The following is a 20434-nucleotide window of genomic DNA, read 5'->3' on the forward strand; positions in this document are numbered from 1 at the left end:
CCATTTGGTCAATAGTTATTCTACTTTGAACATTACGTTGTGCATATTCACTCATTGAGAAAAGGGTCTTAACACGTGTCTTTAAAATTACGTCTTATTTATACATTCGTTATAGTTGTTTTAATAACGACTATTTCAATGGGGTTGCTGAGCTTTTACCAAGCTAGGTCTGTGATGTTAGATCGCACGACGAACACAGAATTACCCGCTCAAATTACTCAGATAAAAAATGAAGTGGAAAACCAAATTGAAACATTGGCGATCAATGCTGAAATGTTGGCCAATAACCCGATGATTTTAGAGTGGGCGAAAAATGGTTATTCTGAGTCTGGTGAGAAAAATATTGTCGGTTTATTGAGTAACATTAAAGAGCAGTTAGGTCTTGATACCGCTTCTTGGGCGGACAGAAAGACTGCAAAATATTGGAATCAAGATGGTTTTCTAAGAACCTTGACCCCAGAGGGCGACGGTTGGTTTTTTCAATTCACAGACTCGTCAAACAGCAAAAACGTCAGTGTTTACCGCAGTAAATCGAGCGGTGAAGTTAAACTGTTTGTGAACTATCAAAATACCAATGGTCGAGGTTTAGCCGGCTTTGGTATGAATTTAGATAAGATGACGAATTATCTAAATAACTTCACGTTTAACGGCGGTGGTTTTGTTTATTTAGTCTCGCAAGATGGCATATTAAAAGTGCATCGCAATGACAAATTATTAGAAAAAACTACGGTTACAGATTTATACGGCGAGAGCGTTGGCCAAACACTGTTGAAACAAGATGGCTTAAACATTGTGATGTCTGAAAACTCGGTATTGGCGAGTCAGTATATTCCCGCAATGGGGTGGATTTTGGTGGCTGAAATCCCAAATGAAGCGGTGTTTGGTGGTGTTTCATCAATGGGGCGTTCTTTGTTATTAATGGGTGTATTACTCAGTATCATCACAGTAATTGTTGCCTTCTTGATTGGCTCTACCTTGGTTAAGCAGCTTGAAATCGTGGCTCATAATTTAAAAGAGATTGGAGAAGGTGAAGGCGATTTAAGTCATCGTCTTCGTGATGATGGCCCAATCGAGTTGGCGAGTATTGGTAATGGTTTTAACAAATTCGTCAGTGTGATTCACAATATGGTGAAACAGGTTAGCCAAACCAGTAATCAGCTCAACGATGCTTCTGAACAAATGTTGAATTCAGCCGACACCATGTTAAAGGATGCCAGACTACAAAGTGAACGCACCGCTATGGTCGCATCGGCAATACATGAAGTGGAAGCGTCCGTTAGAGAAGTGTCAGGCAATGCTGCGCAAGCGGCTGATACTGCGAATGTTGTGGAGCGTGAAGTCAGTTCTGGCCTTAACGTTGTTTCTTCCGCGAAAAAGACAGTTGAAAATTTAGCGAAAGAGAGTGAAAAAACAGCAACGATCGTTGGAGAGTTAGCGAAGAATTCAGAGCAAATTGGTGGGATTCTAGAAGTCATCCGTAACATATCAGAGCAGACTAACTTGCTTGCCTTAAACGCAGCAATAGAATCAGCTCGCGCTGGTGAGCAAGGGCGTGGGTTTGCTGTGGTAGCGGATGAAGTGCGGAACTTGGCTAAGCGTACAGCTCAATCAACCGATGAAATTCAAGAGATGATTAATCAACTGCAATCGGAATCTCGCAAAGCGTTAATCGCATCAAAATCAGGGCAAGAAATAGCCAATGACGGTGTGGAATCAATGCAGATTGCTGAACAATCTCTAAACAGTATTGCGCAGCAAGTGAATACGATGAATAAGATTAACCAACAAGTCGCGCTTGCAACAGAGCAGCAATTGTTGGCGATTGAAGATGTCGCTCAAAATGTCACCGGCATTCAAAACTCGGTGGAAACAAGTGTGACAACCGCTAACAGCTTGTCAGATAACAGCAAAGCGTTACGAACATTGTCTTCAACGCTCGATACGTTGGTCGCAGGTTTTAAAGTGTAACCTTGATAGCAGATAGCACGAAAGCAGCCCCAATGAGAACCAACTCATTGGGGCTTTTTCATTTCTTAACGACTGAAAGTACAGTGGCCAAGCCGTGTTCGGTCTGAATTAGGTTAAGTCCAGCGTGATTTCTGCTGGGTCTTTGGGCTTGGTTTTAACGCGTTGCATCAAAGCGTGTATGTCTTCTTTGATCATCAGTAAAACAGGAATTAGGATCAAGGTAATGACGGTGGCGAACATGATGCCATACGCCAAGGAAACCGCGGCAGGTATCAGCATTTGTGCTTGGCGAGAGGTTTCCCACAGAATCGGAATCAAGCCCGCGAAGGTGGTGAATGACGTCAGTAATACGGCGCGTAAACGACTTCGACAAGCCAAGCTAATGGCTTTTTTTACGTGCATGGTTTCATTGCGTAAATCATTGAAGCGTGAGACCAGCAATAAGCTGTCGTTTACCACCACACCGCTGAGCGCCAAAATACCGTTCAATGAGAAAATACCTAGCGTTAAGTCGTTCATCCAATGGCCAAGTAACGCCCCGATGATGCCGAATGGAATGGCCATCATGATGATGATCGGCTGGCTGTACGATTTAAGCGGAATTGCTAACAAACCATAAATCACTAAGAGCGCAATAAGGAACATCTCAGACATAGACGATTGCGTTTCGGCTCTCTGCTCCGCTTCTCCAGAGAAAAACACGGACACACCAGAAAACTGACGTTTCATTTGTGGCACGACGGCTTTTTCTAAATACGCGACCACTTCGGTGGAAGACATTTCATCTTTATCGACTTCGGCGGAAAGGTACAACGAACGTTTACCGTCTATGCGCACAATGGTCGTTTCGGCTTCTTCTTGCGACATGGATGCCACAGAAGACAGTGGAATACGCGTTCCATCTTCCAGTGTTACCTTGGTGTTCATGACGGCAGAGGGCGATTCTTGTTGGTCATTCGGGTAGCCCAAACGGACTTCAACTTCAGCATTGTCTCGTTGGTATTTTTGCACCACTTGACCATCAAAGTTAACCGACACTTGAGAGGCGAGATCGCTGGTGGATAAACCCAATAAACGACCTTGTTCATTGAGTTTTAAAATGAGACGAGATTCGGTTGGATCGGTGTTTTGTTCGATACCCGTGACTGCAGGCAACGTTTCAAGTTGTTTAAGTAATTCCATCATGGCGCCATTTAATACGCTGGCGTCGTTTCCTCGTAATTCAATTCTCAGCGCATCGACACTCTCACGAGCACTTCGAATACGCAGGTTTTTCACGCCTTCTGGCATGCCAGACAATTGCTGCCATTTCGTCGCAAACTGCGCGGAGGTGTAAGGCCTGTCGGTGATCAATTCAATTCGGATGTTGCCAGATTGGTCATCACTAGAGGTTACTTGTAGGTTCTTTATAGCGACATCCCCTTTGGGTTGTTGCTCGTTCTTCATCGATGCACGGTCCGCAGGCTTAGCAGGCGAACTTTCATCTGAATTTGACTTATTAGCAGGTCGACGGCGTTCGCCTGTGTCGCTGCGCAAGACAATATCAGCCTGATACGCGGCTTCTTCCAGTGTTAATAAAACACGGTTGGTTTGCCCGTAGCTGACATCGTTATTCATCGTCAAACTACCGCGTACTGTATCTCCAGGAATTTGTGGGAAAAAACTAATACGAATCGCGCCGGTAAACGGCATGGACATGACCAGTAAAAAAATAGCGACAAAGAATAAGCAAATGGCGTATCGGTGATTTAGGGCGATATCAATGCTGGGTTTGTAAACGCGGTCGCTGAACCACTGCAAACCATTGTCTGCGCCGCGCTGGATCATGGCCCATAGTTTGGCAATTGGGTTCGTTCTGGTCGATTTTCGAGTGTTAATGTGAGCCAAATGTGCAGGCAAAATAATCTTTGATTCAATCACCGACAGAATGAGACAGATGGCCACAACAATCGCGAATTGCGAATACAGTTGCCCCAAACGACCTTCCACATTAGATAAGGCCCAAAACGCGGCAACGGTGGTGAATACGCCAAATAGTGTTGGTATGGCAACAATCATCGTGCCTTTGACCGTACTACCGAGCGTATCGCCTTCTTTCGATCGTACGGTGTAAATGCTCTCACCCACCACTACAGCGTCGTCGACCACAATCCCTAAGGCCATAATAAAACCAAAGGTGGTGAACATGTTGAGCGTCAGGCCGACACTGTCTGTGCCCATGAAAAAAAGCGTGCCAAAAAAGATAAACGGCAACCCCATGGCTACCCAAAAGGCCACGGTAATGTTCAGAAAAATAGCGAGTAGTACAAACACCAAAAACACACCAGTAATGGCATTTTTCACCATCAACTCTAAGCGCTGGTTGATCGATTCACTGCGATCATACCAAGTGCCTAATGTCACATTTGGCGGCAATCTACCACTGTCTTGCCAGTCTTGAATGACCGCCTTGGCGGCAATGACAGAATTTGAAATATCACTTTTCCCCGTGGTGAGAACTTGAATGGCCAAGCTATTTTGTCGATTAAAGCGTGATAAAACGAATTCATCTTCATCAAACACATCGCGAATTGTGGCGATGTCGCTCAGTAGTAGTTTGCCGCCATTGGTGGTGGTTTGAATGGGGATTTGTAAGAACTGGCTTTTTACATAGGCTTGCTCAGAGGCGCTAATGGTTAAATAAATGTCTTCATTACGCAGTGTGGCGACTTTCGCAGTAGAGGATTCCGCATTAATGGCCGTGGCGATGTCGGTTAACGTGAGGCCATAAGACTCTAATTTGTTTTTGTCGACTTCGACCATCATGGTCGGGTCTAACCAACTAGAAATAGACGTGGCGCTGATGTCTTCTTTGGCGAGCAGGTCTGATTCTAATTCATCGGTGAGTTTTTGTAAGGTGCGTCGATCCGCTTGGCCGTACAGCTGAATCCAGATTGAATGTTCTTCACGTGTTGCTTTGGATACGACTGCTGGATCCGCGTCGTCTGGGAAAGAGGTGATTTGGTCAATTTCATCTTTTACATCGTCCATCAAGGTATCGATGTCGTAACCGTCAACCATTTCGATGCTGACACTGGTCGAACTTGCCGAGGACGAGGTTGTGATGTTCTTAATGCCCGACGTGCCTTGCAACGCTTGCTCGATTGGAATAGCGATGCCTTCCTCGTTTTCTTTCGCGGAGCCGCTGTCATTACTGACGGAAATCGCCACTCTGTTTGGCGACAGACTCGGGAATGCTTCTTTATTGATGGAGCCCATGTTCATCACGCCCAACGTGATCATGAGAATTAATAATAGGTTGGCCGCCACAGGGTTATTGGCAAACCATGGAATAATGCCTTTGTATTGGTTATCAATTGGGCTCATGGGTTATTGCCCTTTGCCGCATGGGGTGACGCTTTTATCGGTGCAACTAAGGTGCCTTTGACGTAGCTGTTGTAGGGCTGGATCAAGACTTGATAACGGCCTTTTCGCATGTTTTCAGGCACTTGAATATAGACATACTTAGAATCGACAAAGCGAGGCGTGGTTTCAAACGCGGCGAGTCGGTTGTTTTTATCGAGGTACCAAATTTCGCTTTTTTGACTCAGCGCGGTATTGGGCAAACGCCATAAATTGTCCAGTTGTTTTCCTTTTAAAGAAATACTAACAAAGGACCCAGGAATGAGCGGCGATGCTTGTTCCAGTGGTTTATTCAAGCCAATGGTAAGGCTGCGCATGCGTGTTGTTTCATCAATATGAAGACCCACGTGGAGAATGCTTCCTTGCCACGTTGCGTTGTCATCAATACTGGCGATGGTGACGGGCCAGTTAGACGTTAGCAGGACGTTTGTGTCGGGCAATTTTAGCCAATCACTGTTGGATAAGTCGATTGTGATTTCGGCGCGATCTACGCTGTAAATCGTACCAATCTCACTACCAGCGCTCAGATAGGAACCTGGTGATACCAAGCGTTTCACAATGAGAGCGTCAAATGGCGCGGTGATTTTTGTGTTGTCTAAATCGCTTTTTGCATTCTTTAAGGCGGCTTTCGCTGAGTCTAATTCAGCGTGCGCTGCCACCAATTGAGGTTCACGTAAGACGAGATCCGAGTCTGGCTCTTCATTAAAGCCGGACGCATCCCATTCGGCTCTTGCTTGCTCGCCTTGGCGTACTTCTTCTTTCAACGCGAGTTCCGCACTGGCAACAGAGTTTTTTGCGCTGGCCACTAAACTTGCTAATTCCGTGTTTTTTAGTGTGGTTAAAAGGTGGCTTTTTTTGACAATCTGACCCGATTCAAACTGGTTGGATATTTGAGTGACTTCTCCGCTCACTTGGCTGGTGATGGTCAGTGAATACCTTGGTTCGACTAATCCAGAGGCTTTTATCTGGGCGGCATAAGAGCCTAATTCTGCCTCAATTACGGATATTTCTAATGCTTGCTCCGCGGCTTCAGGTCGGGGATTACGTACTTTGTTGTTTTGATCCTCTATGGCGCTGGTTATGTAGAAATACACACCACCGATAGAAATTAGGGCCAAAATTAACGTAATCCATAGTGAAAAGCGTTTCATTGTTTGTCTACTCCGAGCCCTAATGCGAGTCCTAGATCGACTCGGTTTGATAGATGTTGGTAAATAATGTCGTCGAGTTGTGCTTCTAAATCGTAGGTGGTGGTTTGTGCGTCAATCAGGTCATTAATTTCGATCAATCCTGTGCGGTATTTTTTCTCATATTGGCTGAGATTCTTTTTTGAACTGTTAAGCGCATCGCGAATATGCTGTTCTTGCAGCGACAATACGTGCTCTTGCCCAAGAGTGTTTTCGACTTCGTTAACGGCGGTGAGTAAGGTGTCTCGATAATCTTGATACGCTTTAGCGGTTTCCAGTTTGGCTATTTCTGCGGCGGCTTTTAATTGTCCGCCTTTATAAAGTGGTTGGGTGATTTGTGCGAGTAAAGACCAAATCGGAGAGCCAAATAATGCGGCGCGCGGGGATTCTGCAGTTTCACTGAGTGTGGCGCTTAAACTGATGCTCGGCAACATGTCTTTGTACGCGACCGATGTGTTTAAATCGGCGGCTTCAATCGCCAAATAGGCGGCTTTTAAGTCGGGTCGACGTTGTAAGTTTTGTATTGGCATGTTCTGAAAAGACAGGCTGACATCAGGGTAATTTGTGTTAGCAATAAAGCTGAGCGCGTCATTTCGGCCCAAGTAGAGCTGTAAGTTGCGTATTTCAATGGCAAGGTTTTCTTTGTATTCCACTAAGTCGGATTTGGATTGAGAAACCGAGGTGCGAGATTCGTCGAGTTCTTCTAGATCCCCCAGACCATTTCTAAAGCGTTTAAGAATGAGCTTTTCGTTGGCTTCGAGTAATGTTAAACGTTTTTGTTCAATATTAATGGCGTGTTGTTTGGCGGTTATGGCGAGCCAAGATTTAATGACGTTCGCCACTAATGTGTCTCGACTGGCTTGAAAAATCGCCTCATCACTGGCAAGAGACTTTGCGGCGGATTGTTCAGATTGTGCAAGTTTTTGCCATAAATCCGCTTCCCAACTGATGCCTAAATCTGCGGTGTACTTTGTTTTGCTGCCTTCTGATTTGCTGCCAGAAAACCCGGCTTCTACACTGGGTAACGAATCACCATGCTGGCTCTTGATGCTCCATAAACTGGCTTGTAGCGTGAGTTGTGTTTTTTGTAAGCTTGGGTTGGCTTCCAAGGCTTGAGTGATGAGGTCTTCTAATTGAGGATCTGCAATCAAATCGGTTAAGAAACTCACCGCAGCCACGTTATCGATTTTATACCATTGCGACGATTTATTGTCGCCGATGGCGCTTAGCTCCTGCTGGGCTAAATTGGCGTAGTTTTCACGCTTTTCCGAGCTGCTACAGGCGGCTAATGTCACACTAAGGCAAAGCACGCCTACGGTTAATAATGACGGGTTACGCATTCCATGTGTCCTAATATAAAGGGTCAAAATCAGTGAGCGTTATGTGGAAAATTTGAGCATATAATCTGTCGAATTGTTGCGTTTTTTTTGTCAGTCATTAAGTGTATTTTCACTTCTTTACAATTCATTAATTTAGCTAAGAATTATGGCTTAATACAGCGTTATTTGGGGGCGTTACAGTGTTTGCTTTTAGGGGGACTGCACGTTGCAAAATGGCAGCCAAGGTTTTTACTGCCCATTCGCGCTTTTCCGAACTTTGCTCACTAAAGTTAAGGCGAAAACAGTTACGATATTTTCCCGTTGCTGAGAATAAAGGGCCGGGGGCAAAGCCTACGCCTTCTGTTCGACAGCGTTCAACCAGCTCCATGGTGTCAATGTTAGGGTTAAGTTCGACCCAGAGAATGAAGCTCCCGTCTGGAAAGCTGACTTTGGTATCACTGGGTAAATAGGTCTTTATGGCATTTAATAAATGATCGCGCTGTTGTTCGTAGTTTTGTCGCATTTGACGAACGTGTTTGGCGTAACCGCCCAAACGAATAAACTTGGCAATAGCAAGTTGAGGCATTACCGGACACATTGAACTGCTCACGTATTTTATGTGAGTCACCTTATCTCGATAACGCCCCGGGGCAATCCAGCCAACGCGCATACCAGGCGCGATGGTTTTTGAAAAAGAAGAGCACAGCAATACTCGCCCATCGGTATCAAACGATTTAATGGTTTTTGGGCGAGGGAATTGATAGGAAATGTCGCCGTAAATATCGTCTTCAATAATGGCGATGTCGTAGCTTTGTGCGAGTCGATAAAGCTGTTCTTTTTTGGCTTCAGGCATGGTGTAACCCATAGGATTACTGCAAGTAGGCGTGACGAAAATGGCTTTGATTGGCCATTGGTCAAGCGCCAGTTCCAGCGCTTCTAAGCTGATACCCGTTTCTGGGTGTGTCGGGATTTCCATGGCTTTTAAATTGGCCGCTTTAATAGCCTGCATAGAGCCATAAAAGCTGGGGGATTCTATCGCAATGATGTCTCCGGGTTCGGTCACGGCGCGTAAACAAACTGAAATGGCTTCTTGGCAACCTGAGGTGACAACCAAATCGTCTGGGTGCAGTTGGCAACCCGATGCGACGGTGAGACGACAGAGTTGCGTGCGCAGCTCTTCCATTCCTCTAATGTCCGCGTAACCTAACCCAAGTTCAGGTTTTTGTTTGGACAGATCGGCCAGTGTCTTTAGCAAGGGTTTTAATGTTGGCGCTTTCATGTCGGGCATGGCGTGTTGCAATTGCACCCCTTTGTCGCCACTGCGATTCATGAGCATGTTGAAGACGTCTTCCCATTGGGACACTTCTAAAGGACGCTGTGGCGGCCTTGAAATACTGGGTAAATTGTCTTTTTTACGCGAGCAAACAAAGTAGCCTGATTTAGGTTTGGCTTCAACAAGTTGCTCTTGTTCAAGTTGACGGTAAGCTTCTTGTACTGTGGAAATACTGACACCATGTTCTTGAGCCAACTGCCGAACAGAAGGCAATTTGTCGCCCGGTTTGTAAAAACCATGCTGGATGTGCTCTCGCAAGCGGTTGGCTAGATTTTGGTAAAGTGTCATGGCTGCTCCTTTGTAAAAAAGACCTTATGCTGAATCTGTATTGATTGTAGAGGGATAATAGTGACGAAATAACCATACAGATTGGGTTTTATTACACCATACAGATCAGAAGAACCGTGTTCTGTGTGTTTAATATTGAAGAATTCTGAATCTGTATTGTGTTTGGCACTTCTTCTAAAGTAGATATTCATACACATAGCACGTTTTTAATCTCTAAAAAGGTGCGATTCAGAAGGAGAAGGTTATGCTTATCGTCAGCTTATTTGTTCATGTTCAATATTGTGTGACGCGCTACCAGACACGCAAAGGATTGGCGACATTGACTTCTCAACAAATGATGGACATTGGCATGACAAAAGAGCGCCAGAAAATGGAAATGTCGCAAGCGTCTCTAAAGGGCTTTTTGAACGACCTAATGGCGAAAGTGAAAAAAAGAGGTCGGATGTTATGATGGATCTCTCTTTTTTTATTGCGCTTGCGATGTTCGCCTTTGTGACATCGATCACACCGGGGCCTAATAACATCATGTTATTGGCGTCTGGTGCGCAGTTTGATTTTCGTCGAACCTTGCCCCATATGATTGGCATTGTGATGGGCGTGGCGACATTACTGTTGTCGGTCTTGCTTGGATTAGGCACGTTGTTTGCCTTGTATCCACCGTTATACGATGTACTAAAGTGGATTGGGTGTGGGTATTTGTTGTGGCTTGCTTGGAAAATTGGCAGCGCACCAGTGGGGGATTTTGAGAACCAAAAGGCCCCATCTTCTCCCATGAATTGGTGGCAAGCGTTGTTATTCCAATATGTAAACCCCAAAGCTTGGATGATGGCGATCGGTTGTGTAAGCACGTTTGCCATTGCCGGTGACTTGTACGCACAATCAGGATTTTGGATGATTGTCTTGTTTGCTGCAGTGGGATTTCCGGCCATTTCTATTTGGGCTTGGGCTGGTGTGAGAATTAGACAGTGGTTAACTGATCAGAAGCGTCAGAGAATTTTCAATTATGGAATGGGCATTGCCACCGCCTCAACGTTATTGCTAATCGTCGGCCATTAAGTATAAGAATAAAGCGCTTAATGCTTTGCAGGAGACCGTATTCACGTGACAGATAAATCAGAAAAGCTAAATGTCTTGAATGATAACGAGTGGAGTCTTTATATGATAAAGACGCGCATGAATACATTGTATACGGGCATCAGCACGGATGTTGATCGACGTTTCAAAGAGCATTCAGGTGCAAGTAAGCGCGCGGCTCGCTATTTAAAAGGAAAAGGCCCTTTGGAGTTAGTGTGGCATGAAGCGGTTGGCACAAAGAGTGAGGCGTTGATTTTAGAATACAGAGTAAAGAAACTGAATAAGCGTCAGAAACTCAGCCTAATAGATGGGGATCTGGTTTTACATTCTTTACGAGAAGAGTGTGTTTCTTAACTTGTCTTTTTAAGCAATCATTCGTAGCATGGCCTTTGTTTTTTGATGACTTGCGTAGGGAGGCAAGGAGTGATGATTAGTCATTTTGATCACATCGTATTGACGGTGGCCGACATAGACAGAGCGGTGGTTTTTTACGAAACCGTGCTAAAAATGGAGTCTGTCACTTTTGCTAATGGGCGAAAAGCGGTGACCTTTGGTCAGCAAAAAATCAATTTTCAATTACTTGGTCAAGAGCTTCGAAATCACGCCATGGAAGGGGCCGGTGATATGTGCTTGATTACGAATTGGACCATGGTCGATGTCATTGATCATTTGAAAGCCAATAACGTCACCATCCTAGAAGGCCCAGTGAGTAAATCTGGTGCTCAAGGGCCTATCCAATCCGTCTATTTTAATGATCCTGATAATAACCTTATTGAAGTAAGCGTCTACGAAGACACTCAAGAGCCTGTCAGTGATCCGATAGACGCTGAGTAATCGCTTCTAATACCAATAAATAACGTTGTTCTTCATACACCCCAAACCCGCTAAGTTGGCGGGCTTTCACCTTGGTGAAAAGAGGTTGGGTTAATCCCGTTAAATATCGTGTAATCAAAACGGCACTGATGGGTGTGGTTGGGCTTTTAGCGCCAAGGTGGTGAGCAAATTCTTGCACGTAGCTTGCTAATCCATCTTGCCATGCGTTGTCATCTTTTGTCGTGGTTGGTGACGGTTCAAAAGATAGGACTTTTCCTCGACAAACCGAGCAATGACCGCAATGCTCTGGCGAATGTTGATCACCAAAATAGCGCGCCAGATTGTGGTTCAAACACCGATCCAGCTGAAAAAAACGGATCATGGTCGCGATGCGTTCGATTTCTGCGCCTTGTTTTTCGTCAACATATTGGTGCAATTGATTTGCCAGTATTTGATGGTGAAAAGCCGATGCATTGACCTGATAAACTTCTGTAAGTCCTTTGCTTTCCAGCGTGAGAATATTTCTATCTGCCGCAAACTCCAACACCTGTAATACGTCACCACGAGACAAACCAGCGTCATTGAATAATTTATCAAAATCGGGTGTACCCCAAATCTTCTTATACTGAATACCTTTCAAAATAGCCTGATAAGCGACTTGCCATTCGTCTGGCACTTGGCTAGCAAAGGCGAGCCTATCGCCTTCCCATTTAACACGAACATCGGCGTAATAACTGTATTTTGGCGTGATCGCATCCAACAACTCGAGCTGAACCAGCAAGGTTTTTAATGGCAATGAGCGAATATTGGTTTGGTTTGATAAGCCGTAAAGCTGCGTTTCCCATTCTTGTTCGATGGTTTGTTCAGCAATCGCGCGCAGCAGGTTGTCGATGTCTTGAGGCTCTGGCGTGTCGCCATAAACAAAATTTTCTAAGGTACTTAGGCCTTCTAAACTGGCAAGTAACACGCATCGGCTTGCTTGATTGTCACGTCCTGCGCGGCCAATTTCTTGGCTGTAATTCTCGATCGATTTAGGCAAATCAAAATGCACCACCAAGCGAATGTCTGACTTGTCGATACCCATTCCAAACGCAATGGTCGCGACAATAATGCGGGTTTTACTGGCCATGAAATCCGCTTGAATCGCACTGCGAATGTCATTACCAAGTCCCGCATGATACGCCGTTGCGGAGTAGCCATCGGCTCGTAGGGCATTGGCGACCTCTTCCGCCGTTTTTTGTTGGGTCACATAAACAATACTGGCGCCTTGCGTGTCATTTAGTATGGCTTTTAATCGGTTTAGTTTTTCATGAGATTGAGTGTTTATTAGGTCGATGTCTAAATTGTGACGATAAAAACCGGTTTGCACTATGTGCTCTGGATGAATCGCAAATTTTTGCGCCATATCCCGTTGCACACGACGAGTTGCTGTCGCCGTTAAAAGTAACACCAAAGGAATCGCCAGCTCTTGTTGATAGGATGGTAGCTTTAAATAATCGGGTCTAAAGTTGTGACCCCATTCGGAGATACAGTGCGCTTCGTCGACAACCAGCATGGAAATAGGGATACGCTTAATAAAGCGTCTGAAACGCTCGTTCTTGAAGCGCTCAACCGAAATCATGAGAATTTTAATGTCGCCACTTTGAACGCCTGACATCACGGCTTGGCTTTCTTCTTTGCTTTGGCTTGAATCCAGACTAGCGGCGGCAATGCCTTTGGTACGAAGAAAATCCAGCTGGTCGTGCATTAACGCGATGAGCGGCGAAATGACTAAGGTTAAATTGGGCAATTGCGTGGCGCTGAATTGGTAACATAACGATTTACCGGAGCCGGTGGGGAAGACAGCAAGCGACGAGTTTCCGGACAACAGTTGCTCTATGGTTTGTTGTTGTCCTTCACGAAAACCATCAAAGCCGAATAAGGAATGCAGCGCGTTTTCAATTGGCATCATCGGGAAATGTTCCCCCATTCAAGTTCACAATTTTTAAGCTCGTTTAGGTGGTTTATCCAATATTCATCACTGCCAAACCATGGGAAGGCTCTCACAAATGCAGGATCGCTCCAGCGGTTTTGTAACCAAGCGGCATAGCAGATGACTCGTGCGCTTTTGAAAACGTCGATCAGATCCAGCTCGCGAGTTTCAAATGGCAAAAATACCTCATAACCTTCGATGATTTCACTGAGTTGCTGTCTTGGATTTTCTGTCTGCGTTAAATGTAACCAGATATCCTGTACGGCGACGCCGTTCTGACAGTCATCAAAATCCAGTAAGTGGAATTGCCCTTGATGCAGCATCAAGTTACTACGGTGGCTGTCGCCATGCACTGGCCGGAGTTGAGTAGGCCAGTACGCTTGAATACGCGATTCACTCAAGTCGCGCAGAGTGGATATCTGCTTTTTATAAAGAGGTTTGAGCTTTTCTGGAAGGTGTTTACCAAGCCAAACTTGCTTCGCGGCGTCGTCCATTTGAGCTAACGGAGAAACACTAATGCGTTCGACAAAAGGCGTCGACATTTTTTGATGCGCTTGACCAATCAGTTCGCCAAGTTGATAAAGCTCGTCAAGGTTATCCGCTTCGGGGTGCTGTCCGACTAGCTGTGGTGATAAACAGAAGTAAATGTCGTTATGGCAAAACAGTGTTTTCCCAGCAAACGCCAGTGGCGCAACAACGGCAACCCCTTCGTCTTTTAGCGCCAATAACGTCCGGTGCTCTTCCAATATTTGCGCTTCGCTCCAACGGTCTGGACGATAGAATTTGGCGATCACAGGCGTACTATCTTCAATACCGACTTGGTAAACGCGGTTTTCATAGCTGTTCAAGGGGTAGATTCTAGAATCGCTCCATAGTCCAGTTGATTCAACGGCGTCTAGAATGACATCCGGAACAAGGCTTGAAAAGGAATGAGTAGCCGACATAATTTTAGGACTCTGGTATCAAAAGAAGTGAAAAATAGTCTGTTTTTCGACGCAATGGTACGCTCGAAAAAATCAACGCATGACCTTAACGGTGCCAGACTATTATAGCAAGCCGAGACGTTTTTTAAGTGTGTGTGTTTGTGCTTCAGTGAGAGGGGAGGCTTGACCGGATTCGATCAATCTATTCCATTGAGTCCAAGATTTTATCGCTTCACCTGTGTGTTCACGAACAAGGTATTGCTGTATTTCGATGCGAAATGAATTGGAAATAGCAGCAGGGTTTGCTTTACCAAAGGTGCGCAAACGAATCAGAGTTCGTTTGAATTTATCGGCATATTTTGCATTGTCAGTGCCTTTCGCCATCAAATTGGTTAGGCATTTTAAATAGTCGTAATAATACTCAACTTGTTCATTTCCGGTGCCGCGAGTTAGACGAATGATTCGTGAATACGCTTGTTCAGCGCTAGACCAATCCTCTAGCTTCATACTGATTTGAGCGAGTCTCAGTGCGCGCTCAGTAGAGCGTGGAGAGACTTCTAGGACGCTGACCATCGCCGCCTGCGCTTTGACTAGATTACCTTGGCTTTCTTGGGCGTCGGCCAGTAAATCGTATGCGGATAAAAAGTGACGACTTAAACCAATCGTGTGCTCAAGTTTGTTGATTGCCGCGGCAACTGCCCCTAATTTTAGTTCGCACATTGCAATGCCAAAGTGTGCCCAGGCTAAATTCTTACTTTTTTGAATAACCAGCATGTAATGGCTTTTAGCGTCTTTGTAACGGCCTCGAGCGTAAAGGGATTCGCCAATGATTTTTAAACATTGGCTGGAAAGGTTGGGGAATTTTCCCATGACGGCTTTTGCCAGCATTTCCATTTTATCAAAGTCTTTTTCCTTGCGTGCGCTGTTGATGCCTTCGAAGGTTTTCTTTTGTTTCTTTACACGTTCAAATCGTCTGAAAAAAGCCGCAGGTGGAAACGGCTTAACGAGATAGCTGTCTGGCTGATATTCTAAAACACTGACGACGCTTTCGTATGCCGTGTCGGCAGTGATCATAATGAAAATAGTTGAATGGTCTTGCGAATAGTTTTTTCGAGAGGTTTCTAGAATCTGTTGGCCATCAATGCTGCCACCGAGGTTAAAGTCGGATAATACAACATCATAATGCTTTTCTAATACACGCTTGATTGCAGCTTGCCCAGAGGATTCTACATCGATATTGGAATAGCCTATAGAGGTCATTAAAGACTTCAACATAAGGCGCATTTCACCGATGTCTTCGATGATTAGAACACGCTTTTTTGATATATCGATTATGTTTTTATGAATATCGTTTGTATTTTCAATGCCTAGGGCAGTTAGACTTGTCAAAAGTGCATCCCGACTCTTTATGTTTGAAATGTATCTATTATTTCTCTGTTTATAGCATGCACGAATATAAAATCCTAACCGTTATGATCGTTTTAAGTTCACGATTCGTAAGGGTTTTTAATATTTTGTTAAATATCAAATGGATAGGTATGAATTGTTTAGTTGTTTAATGTTGTGTGTTTTATTCAAGAAGTAAAAAAAAGCCTTAAGACACAACACTCTGAACGCTATAACAGAGTGTTGGTAATAATCATTCGCTTTTTAAAACAGAAAATTCGTAAAGAAGACGGTGAGTTAATGCATCAAATTGGCGGTTAATACAAAAATGTCCATATAACCTTGATCCCCATCTATGGGTTTAATAGGTTGGGCGCTATGAAAAAATTTACGATCGTTTAAGACCACAAATTCTCCGTTATCAAAATCATGACTAATCAGTGCGGGGCTGTTTTTACTAAGGTGAACGTTAATATTACCGCCTTGGATATTATGGCGTTGCATGACGTAAATACCGATACGATCAAAACCATCTTGATGAACACCTTCTGGTGCGACTTCGGCGCTTTTGTGATCGGCGAATACTCGTAATTGATGGACTTCTATTGGCGTATGATCCGATACATTTGCCATTTTTTGAAAGTGTTCAAACAACTCAATAAACGCGGCATCTTTAACAATACTGTCATCAATTTCTTCATAACTTCGAACGACATTTCCTTGAAAATGGTTAATGCTCTCATCTTGAACAAAGGCTTGAGTAGGCAGTCGCTTTATTGTTCCGTGGTCTATGCTAAAACGAGAATAACGACGTAAACGAAAGGCACCATCGGCATAGGGATTGGGTGGTAAATGGTCAAACGATGGCACAAGATGGTTAACGCTATCTGCGGTAAGTTGGCCCAGTTCGAGATAGAAGGCGTCTGTGTTTGGCTTGTCAGTAATCATAATTCAATCCTCAATGAGAGCATCGGCAGGTTGTGCGCGATGGTGTTATTATTTTTATCGTGCTTTGTGAGCGCGTTTTCTAGTTTAGTTAGCTTTTTAGGAAAATGTTTTGCTATTTATGTGTGGTTTTTAAAAAATTGAGGTTTAATTTTTTGAGTTTGTTATTAATTTTGCATGATTTATTCCTTTTGGTGGTTGGTTTGGGGAAGGACGTGTTTCTTTAGAGTGACGCTATTTTTTAGATAGCAGCATAAAGGATTTTTTCAGTACGACTTTAGTCGTAAGTTTTCTGTTTTGTGTTGACCTACTATGGTGATCGTTAAACACTAGAAAAAATAATAATTAAAAGAAGGGATGGTTGATGGTTTACTTCCAGTATTGTGGCTTTTTAGGGCTTCTTGCGCTTTTTCTATCGGGTTATGTGCAAGGGGGTATTCCTCAGTCTTATGCTTTTATCGGTATCGTTTTATGTGCGATGTTAGTGATACCAAGGGCAATGCGTAAAACAACGAACCATCCTTCGCAAGGTCATTTAACATCCGACGCCAAAACGCTGGAAAGCTCGTTTTCTGGGGTAAGTAAAACCGTCACTCATGCCACGTCAAAAATGGCCATGGGTGCTGCAGAGGTGTCTCATTTTGTCGATACATTAAGTAAAGACATCCATCTCACTCGCGATGACAGCGAACAGATTTCAGGCGCCGTAGGCACTCTTTCGGATACCGGCTTGGCGCTTTCAAATAATCTCGGTCAATTGGCCCGTACGATGGCGGACACCGCAGAATCAAGTCGGACGGCACAAACTGCGCTGTCTCAAAGTGCCGAGCAAATTAGTGAATTAACGACCAAGGTCCATACCGCCAGCGAGCAGTTAGCATTGCTAACAAAAAGTGCTGATGATATCGACAGCATTACTTCCGTTATCAAGGGCGTATCAGAACAAACCAATTTATTGGCATTAAATGCGGCAATTGAAGCTGCCCGAGCTGGTGAACAGGGTCGGGGCTTTGCTGTGGTGGCCGATGAGGTGCGCGCACTGGCGGCTAAGAGCGCGGATGCATCAGAACAAATATCCAGCTTGCTTACCGATGTTCGCCGAAACAGTGAATTAACCAATCAAGAAATGTCGTCTTTAAAAGGTTTAACCGAATCTCTTTCCAGTACGTTGTTAGGGGAAACTCAGCGCTTTATTGCGTTAACAGAGGATGTGCAAAATGCGTCGGCGGTTTTGTCTGAAGTTGAAAGTTCGGGTGAAGCATTAGGGGCGACGAGTACGCAAATTAGCGGGTCCATTTCACGTATCAGCGATTCATTACAGGACATCTCGCAACGCAGTGATCGATTGTCACAAGAAGCATCTAGTCTCAGCAATGGTGCAGAAATTGTATTTAGGGAATTAGACAAGGTCGATCAGACATTGTTCTTCTCTGAATTACTGAATGTGGCTAAAGCGGCGGCGCAGGGAATTGCCCGCGCGTTTGAAGACGCGATTAGTAAAGGCGAATTGACTCAGCAAGCGGTTTTTTCTCGTGACTATCAACCGATAAGTCAGACGAATCCACAGAAATACAGCACCTCCTACGATGCGTTTAGCGATCGTTGTTTTCCCGCCATCCAAGAAGCCGTATTAGAACAACATAAAGACGTAATGTTTGCCGGCGCGGTTGATGTAAATGGGTATTTTCCTACCCATAATAAAAAATTCAGCCAGCCTTTGAGCGGCGATTATGACAAAGATTTGGTAAACAACCGCACCAAACGAATTTTTAACGATCCTACGGGCAGTCGCTGCGGGGCGCACACCGACACTTTTCTACTGCAAACTTATAAACGCGATACTGGTGAAATTCTTCATGACTTGTCTGTCCCGATTTTTGTAAACGGGCAGCATTGGGGTGGTTTTAGAATGGGTTTCAAGTCGGAAGCGTAGCTTGAGCTTCAAACGGCCATAAAAAAACGGTGCGGCGTTTTTCCCCGTTGCTCACGCTTAGATGCGGTATAGTGATGGGAAATAAACGTTGTGGGGTTGATCTATGAATGAGCCGTTGAATGATCGGAATGCTATAAACACCTTGTTGCCTTTTTTGCGTCCTTATCGGCGTCAGATGGTGTTTGCCCTAATCGCGTTGGTAGTAACCGCTGGCACAATGCTGAGTTTGGGGAAAGGCGTTCAATTTTTAATTGACCAAGGATTGGCGTCTGGCTCAGAAGCGGGATTGATTCATGCATTATTGATTTTCATGGGATTGGTTTTTCTGCTGGGTGTGGGAAGCTTTTGCCGATTTTATCTGGTGTCGTGGATTGGTGAGCGTGTGGTTGCGGATATTCGGCAAGCGGTTTTTGCACACCTTTTAACATTATCACCTTCTTTTTTCGAAGATAACTCTCCCAGCGAGATTCAATCTCGTATCACCACGGACACCACGCTTTTACAAAGTGTGATTGGTTCTTCGTTATCGATTGCCTTACGCAGCAGCTTGATGTTGTTAGGCGGCATTTTGTTTTTATTAATTATGCATTTTAAGCTGACACTGATTTTGCTGACGTGCGTGCCTTTTGTCATTGTTCCGGTGCTGTATTTTGGTCGTCGAGTACGAAGCTTATCTCGTGATAGCCAAGATGAAATAGCCAATGTAGGGCGATATCTGTCTCAGGCGTTACGGCACATCAAAGTAGTGCAAGCTTATACGCATGAAAAACATGATGTTCAGCGATTTGCTAATACAGTCGATCAGGCGTTTAACGTAAGTGTTAAACGCATTCAGCAGCGTTCTTGGCTTACTTTGATGGTCATTTTGTTGTCCATGAGCGGCATTGGTGTGATGCTGTGGTTTGGTGGTAAAGATGTTATCTCAGGCGAGATCAGCGCCGGTGATTTGGCGAGTTTTCTGTTTTATTCGATTGTGGTGGCTGGCGCTGTCGCGGCGATTTCAGAAGTCATGGGCGAATTACAACGAGCCGCGGGTGCGACAGAGCGCATTATGGAATTATTGAGTGCTCGTAGTGCCGTCGTTAGCGGATCAGAGCGATTCCCAGAAGAGGCAATGAATGCAATTCGCTACGGCGAAGAGGTAATTCGATTCGAACAGGTTGAATTTCGTTACCCTTCAAGACCGGATCACGCCGCTTTGAAAAACCTTTCTTTTTCGATTAAGCAGGGTGAAATGCTTGCTTTAGTTGGGCCGTCTGGTGCCGGTAAGTCGACATTATTTGAATTGTTGCTGCGCTTTTATGATCCTCAACAAGGTAAAATTTCATTAGCGAATCAAAATATTAAGCAGTATGCCTTGGCTGAGTTACGTCAGCATTTTGCGTTGGTTCCTCAAGAAACAGTGCTGTTTGATCAAAGTGTTGCTGATAACTTAGGTTATGCAAACCGCAGCGCGGGTGTCGAAGCCATACAAGATGCCGCTGAAAAAGCCAATGCACATGACTTCATCACGCGATTAGACAAAGGATACGACACACGTTTAGGTGAAGACGGTGTACGTTTATCTGGAGGACAAAGACAGCGTATTGCTATTGCTCGCGCTATCTTGAAAGACGCGCCAATTTTGTTATTAGATGAAGCAACCAGCGCACTGGATGCCGAAAGTGAAAACAAGGTCCAAGCGGCCCTTGTTCCCTTGATGAAAGGGAGAACCACCTTGGTGATAGCGCATCGGTTGGCGACGGTGTTGAATGCGGATCGCATTATGGTAATGGATCAAGGCGAGATTATCGCCCAAGGCACTCATGCAGAACTGTTAGAAAGTTGCCCCTTGTATAAGCGTTTGGCAGACTTGCAGTTTAGTCAAAGTGAGTTAAGTATGTCGTAGTTC

The 20434-nt window shown here is 44.7% G+C and carries 15 protein-coding genes; 7 read left to right on the forward strand and 8 right to left on the reverse strand.

The window, feature by feature from the left end:
* Nucleotides 1–75 precede the first annotated feature (75 nt).
* Complete coding sequence (locus D104_RS19805) at nt 76–1968, forward strand: methyl-accepting chemotaxis protein (RefSeq protein WP_024022353.1); 1893 nt, start codon at nt 76–78, stop codon at nt 1966–1968.
* A gap of 108 nt (nt 1969–2076) precedes the next feature.
* Here D104_RS19805 and D104_RS19810 read toward each other — a convergent pair whose 3' ends face one another.
* From D104_RS19810 to D104_RS19825, 4 genes are all read right to left on the reverse strand, one after another.
* On the reverse strand, nt 2077–5334 hold the full coding sequence (locus D104_RS19810) for an efflux RND transporter permease subunit (protein ID WP_024022354.1): 3258 nt from the start codon (nt 5332–5334) through the stop codon (nt 2077–2079).
* Nucleotides 5331–6521 carry an efflux RND transporter periplasmic adaptor subunit gene (locus tag D104_RS19815; protein ID WP_024022355.1) on the reverse strand — a complete coding sequence of 397 codons (1191 nt, stop codon included), beginning with the start codon at nt 6519–6521 and terminating at the stop codon, nt 5331–5333. The genes D104_RS19810 and D104_RS19815 overlap by 4 nt, the downstream gene beginning before the upstream one ends.
* On the reverse strand, nt 6518–7897 hold the full coding sequence (locus D104_RS19820) for a TolC family protein (RefSeq protein WP_024022356.1): 1380 nt from the start codon (nt 7895–7897) through the stop codon (nt 6518–6520). The genes D104_RS19815 and D104_RS19820 overlap by 4 nt, the downstream gene beginning before the upstream one ends.
* 136 nt (nt 7898–8033) lie before the next feature.
* On the reverse strand, nt 8034–9497 hold the full coding sequence (locus tag D104_RS19825) for an aminotransferase-like domain-containing protein (RefSeq protein WP_024022357.1): 1464 nt from the start codon (nt 9495–9497) through the stop codon (nt 8034–8036).
* A 244-nt stretch (nt 9498–9741) separates the two neighbouring features.
* Here D104_RS19825 and D104_RS19835 point away from each other — a divergent pair, with 244 nt between their 5' ends.
* From D104_RS19835 to D104_RS19850, 4 genes are all read left to right on the forward strand, one after another.
* Complete coding sequence (locus D104_RS19835) at nt 9742–9948, forward strand: hypothetical protein (protein ID WP_024022359.1); 207 nt, start codon at nt 9742–9744, stop codon at nt 9946–9948.
* Nucleotides 9945–10553 (forward strand): LysE family translocator, encoded by a 609-nt coding sequence (locus D104_RS19840; protein WP_024022360.1) that lies wholly within the window; start codon nt 9945–9947, stop codon nt 10551–10553. Before D104_RS19835 ends, D104_RS19840 begins: the two co-directional genes overlap by 4 nt.
* A 102-nt stretch (nt 10554–10655) precedes the next feature.
* Entirely contained in the window at nt 10656–10925 is a 270-nt protein-coding gene (locus tag D104_RS19845; protein WP_235075873.1) for a GIY-YIG nuclease family protein, read from the forward strand.
* A gap of 72 nt (nt 10926–10997) precedes the next feature.
* The gene (locus tag D104_RS19850; protein ID WP_024022362.1) at nt 10998–11405 is read left to right on the forward strand and encodes a VOC family protein; all 408 of its coding nucleotides are present in this window, start codon (nt 10998–11000) and stop codon (nt 11403–11405) included.
* Here D104_RS19850 and D104_RS19855 read toward each other — a convergent pair.
* From D104_RS19855 to D104_RS19870, 4 genes are all read right to left on the reverse strand, one after another.
* Complete coding sequence (locus D104_RS19855; RefSeq protein ID WP_024022363.1) at nt 11380–13335, reverse strand: RecQ family ATP-dependent DNA helicase; 1956 nt, start codon at nt 13333–13335, stop codon at nt 11380–11382. The genes D104_RS19850 and D104_RS19855 overlap by 26 nt on opposite strands.
* Nucleotides 13332–14300 (reverse strand): serine/threonine protein kinase, encoded by a 969-nt coding sequence (locus tag D104_RS19860; RefSeq protein ID WP_024022364.1) that lies wholly within the window; start codon nt 14298–14300, stop codon nt 13332–13334. Before D104_RS19860 ends, D104_RS19855 begins: the two co-directional genes overlap by 4 nt.
* A gap of 102 nt (nt 14301–14402) precedes the next feature.
* Nucleotides 14403–15668: a response regulator gene (locus tag D104_RS19865; RefSeq protein ID WP_024022365.1), complete on the reverse strand. Its 1266-nt coding sequence runs from the start codon at nt 15666–15668 to the stop codon at nt 14403–14405.
* A 294-nt stretch (nt 15669–15962) separates the two neighbouring features.
* The gene (locus tag D104_RS19870; RefSeq protein WP_024022367.1) at nt 15963–16613 is read right to left on the reverse strand and encodes a 2OG-Fe dioxygenase family protein; all 651 of its coding nucleotides are present in this window, start codon (nt 16611–16613) and stop codon (nt 15963–15965) included.
* 361 nt (nt 16614–16974) lie between these two features.
* Between D104_RS19870 and D104_RS19875 the strand changes: the two genes are divergently transcribed.
* Nucleotides 16975–18543 carry a methyl-accepting chemotaxis protein gene (locus tag D104_RS19875; protein WP_024022368.1) on the forward strand — a complete coding sequence of 523 codons (1569 nt, stop codon included), beginning with the start codon at nt 16975–16977 and terminating at the stop codon, nt 18541–18543.
* Between the two features lie 103 nt (nt 18544–18646).
* A complete protein-coding gene (locus D104_RS19880) occupies nt 18647–20431 on the forward strand; it encodes an ABC transporter transmembrane domain-containing protein (protein ID WP_024022369.1) in 1785 nt (594 codons plus the stop codon).
* Nucleotides 20432–20434: the final 3 nt, after the last annotated feature.

The sequence above is a fragment of the Marinomonas profundimaris genome, assembly GCF_000508165.1.
Classification (GTDB): Bacteria; Pseudomonadota; Gammaproteobacteria; order Pseudomonadales; family Marinomonadaceae; genus Marinomonas; species Marinomonas profundimaris.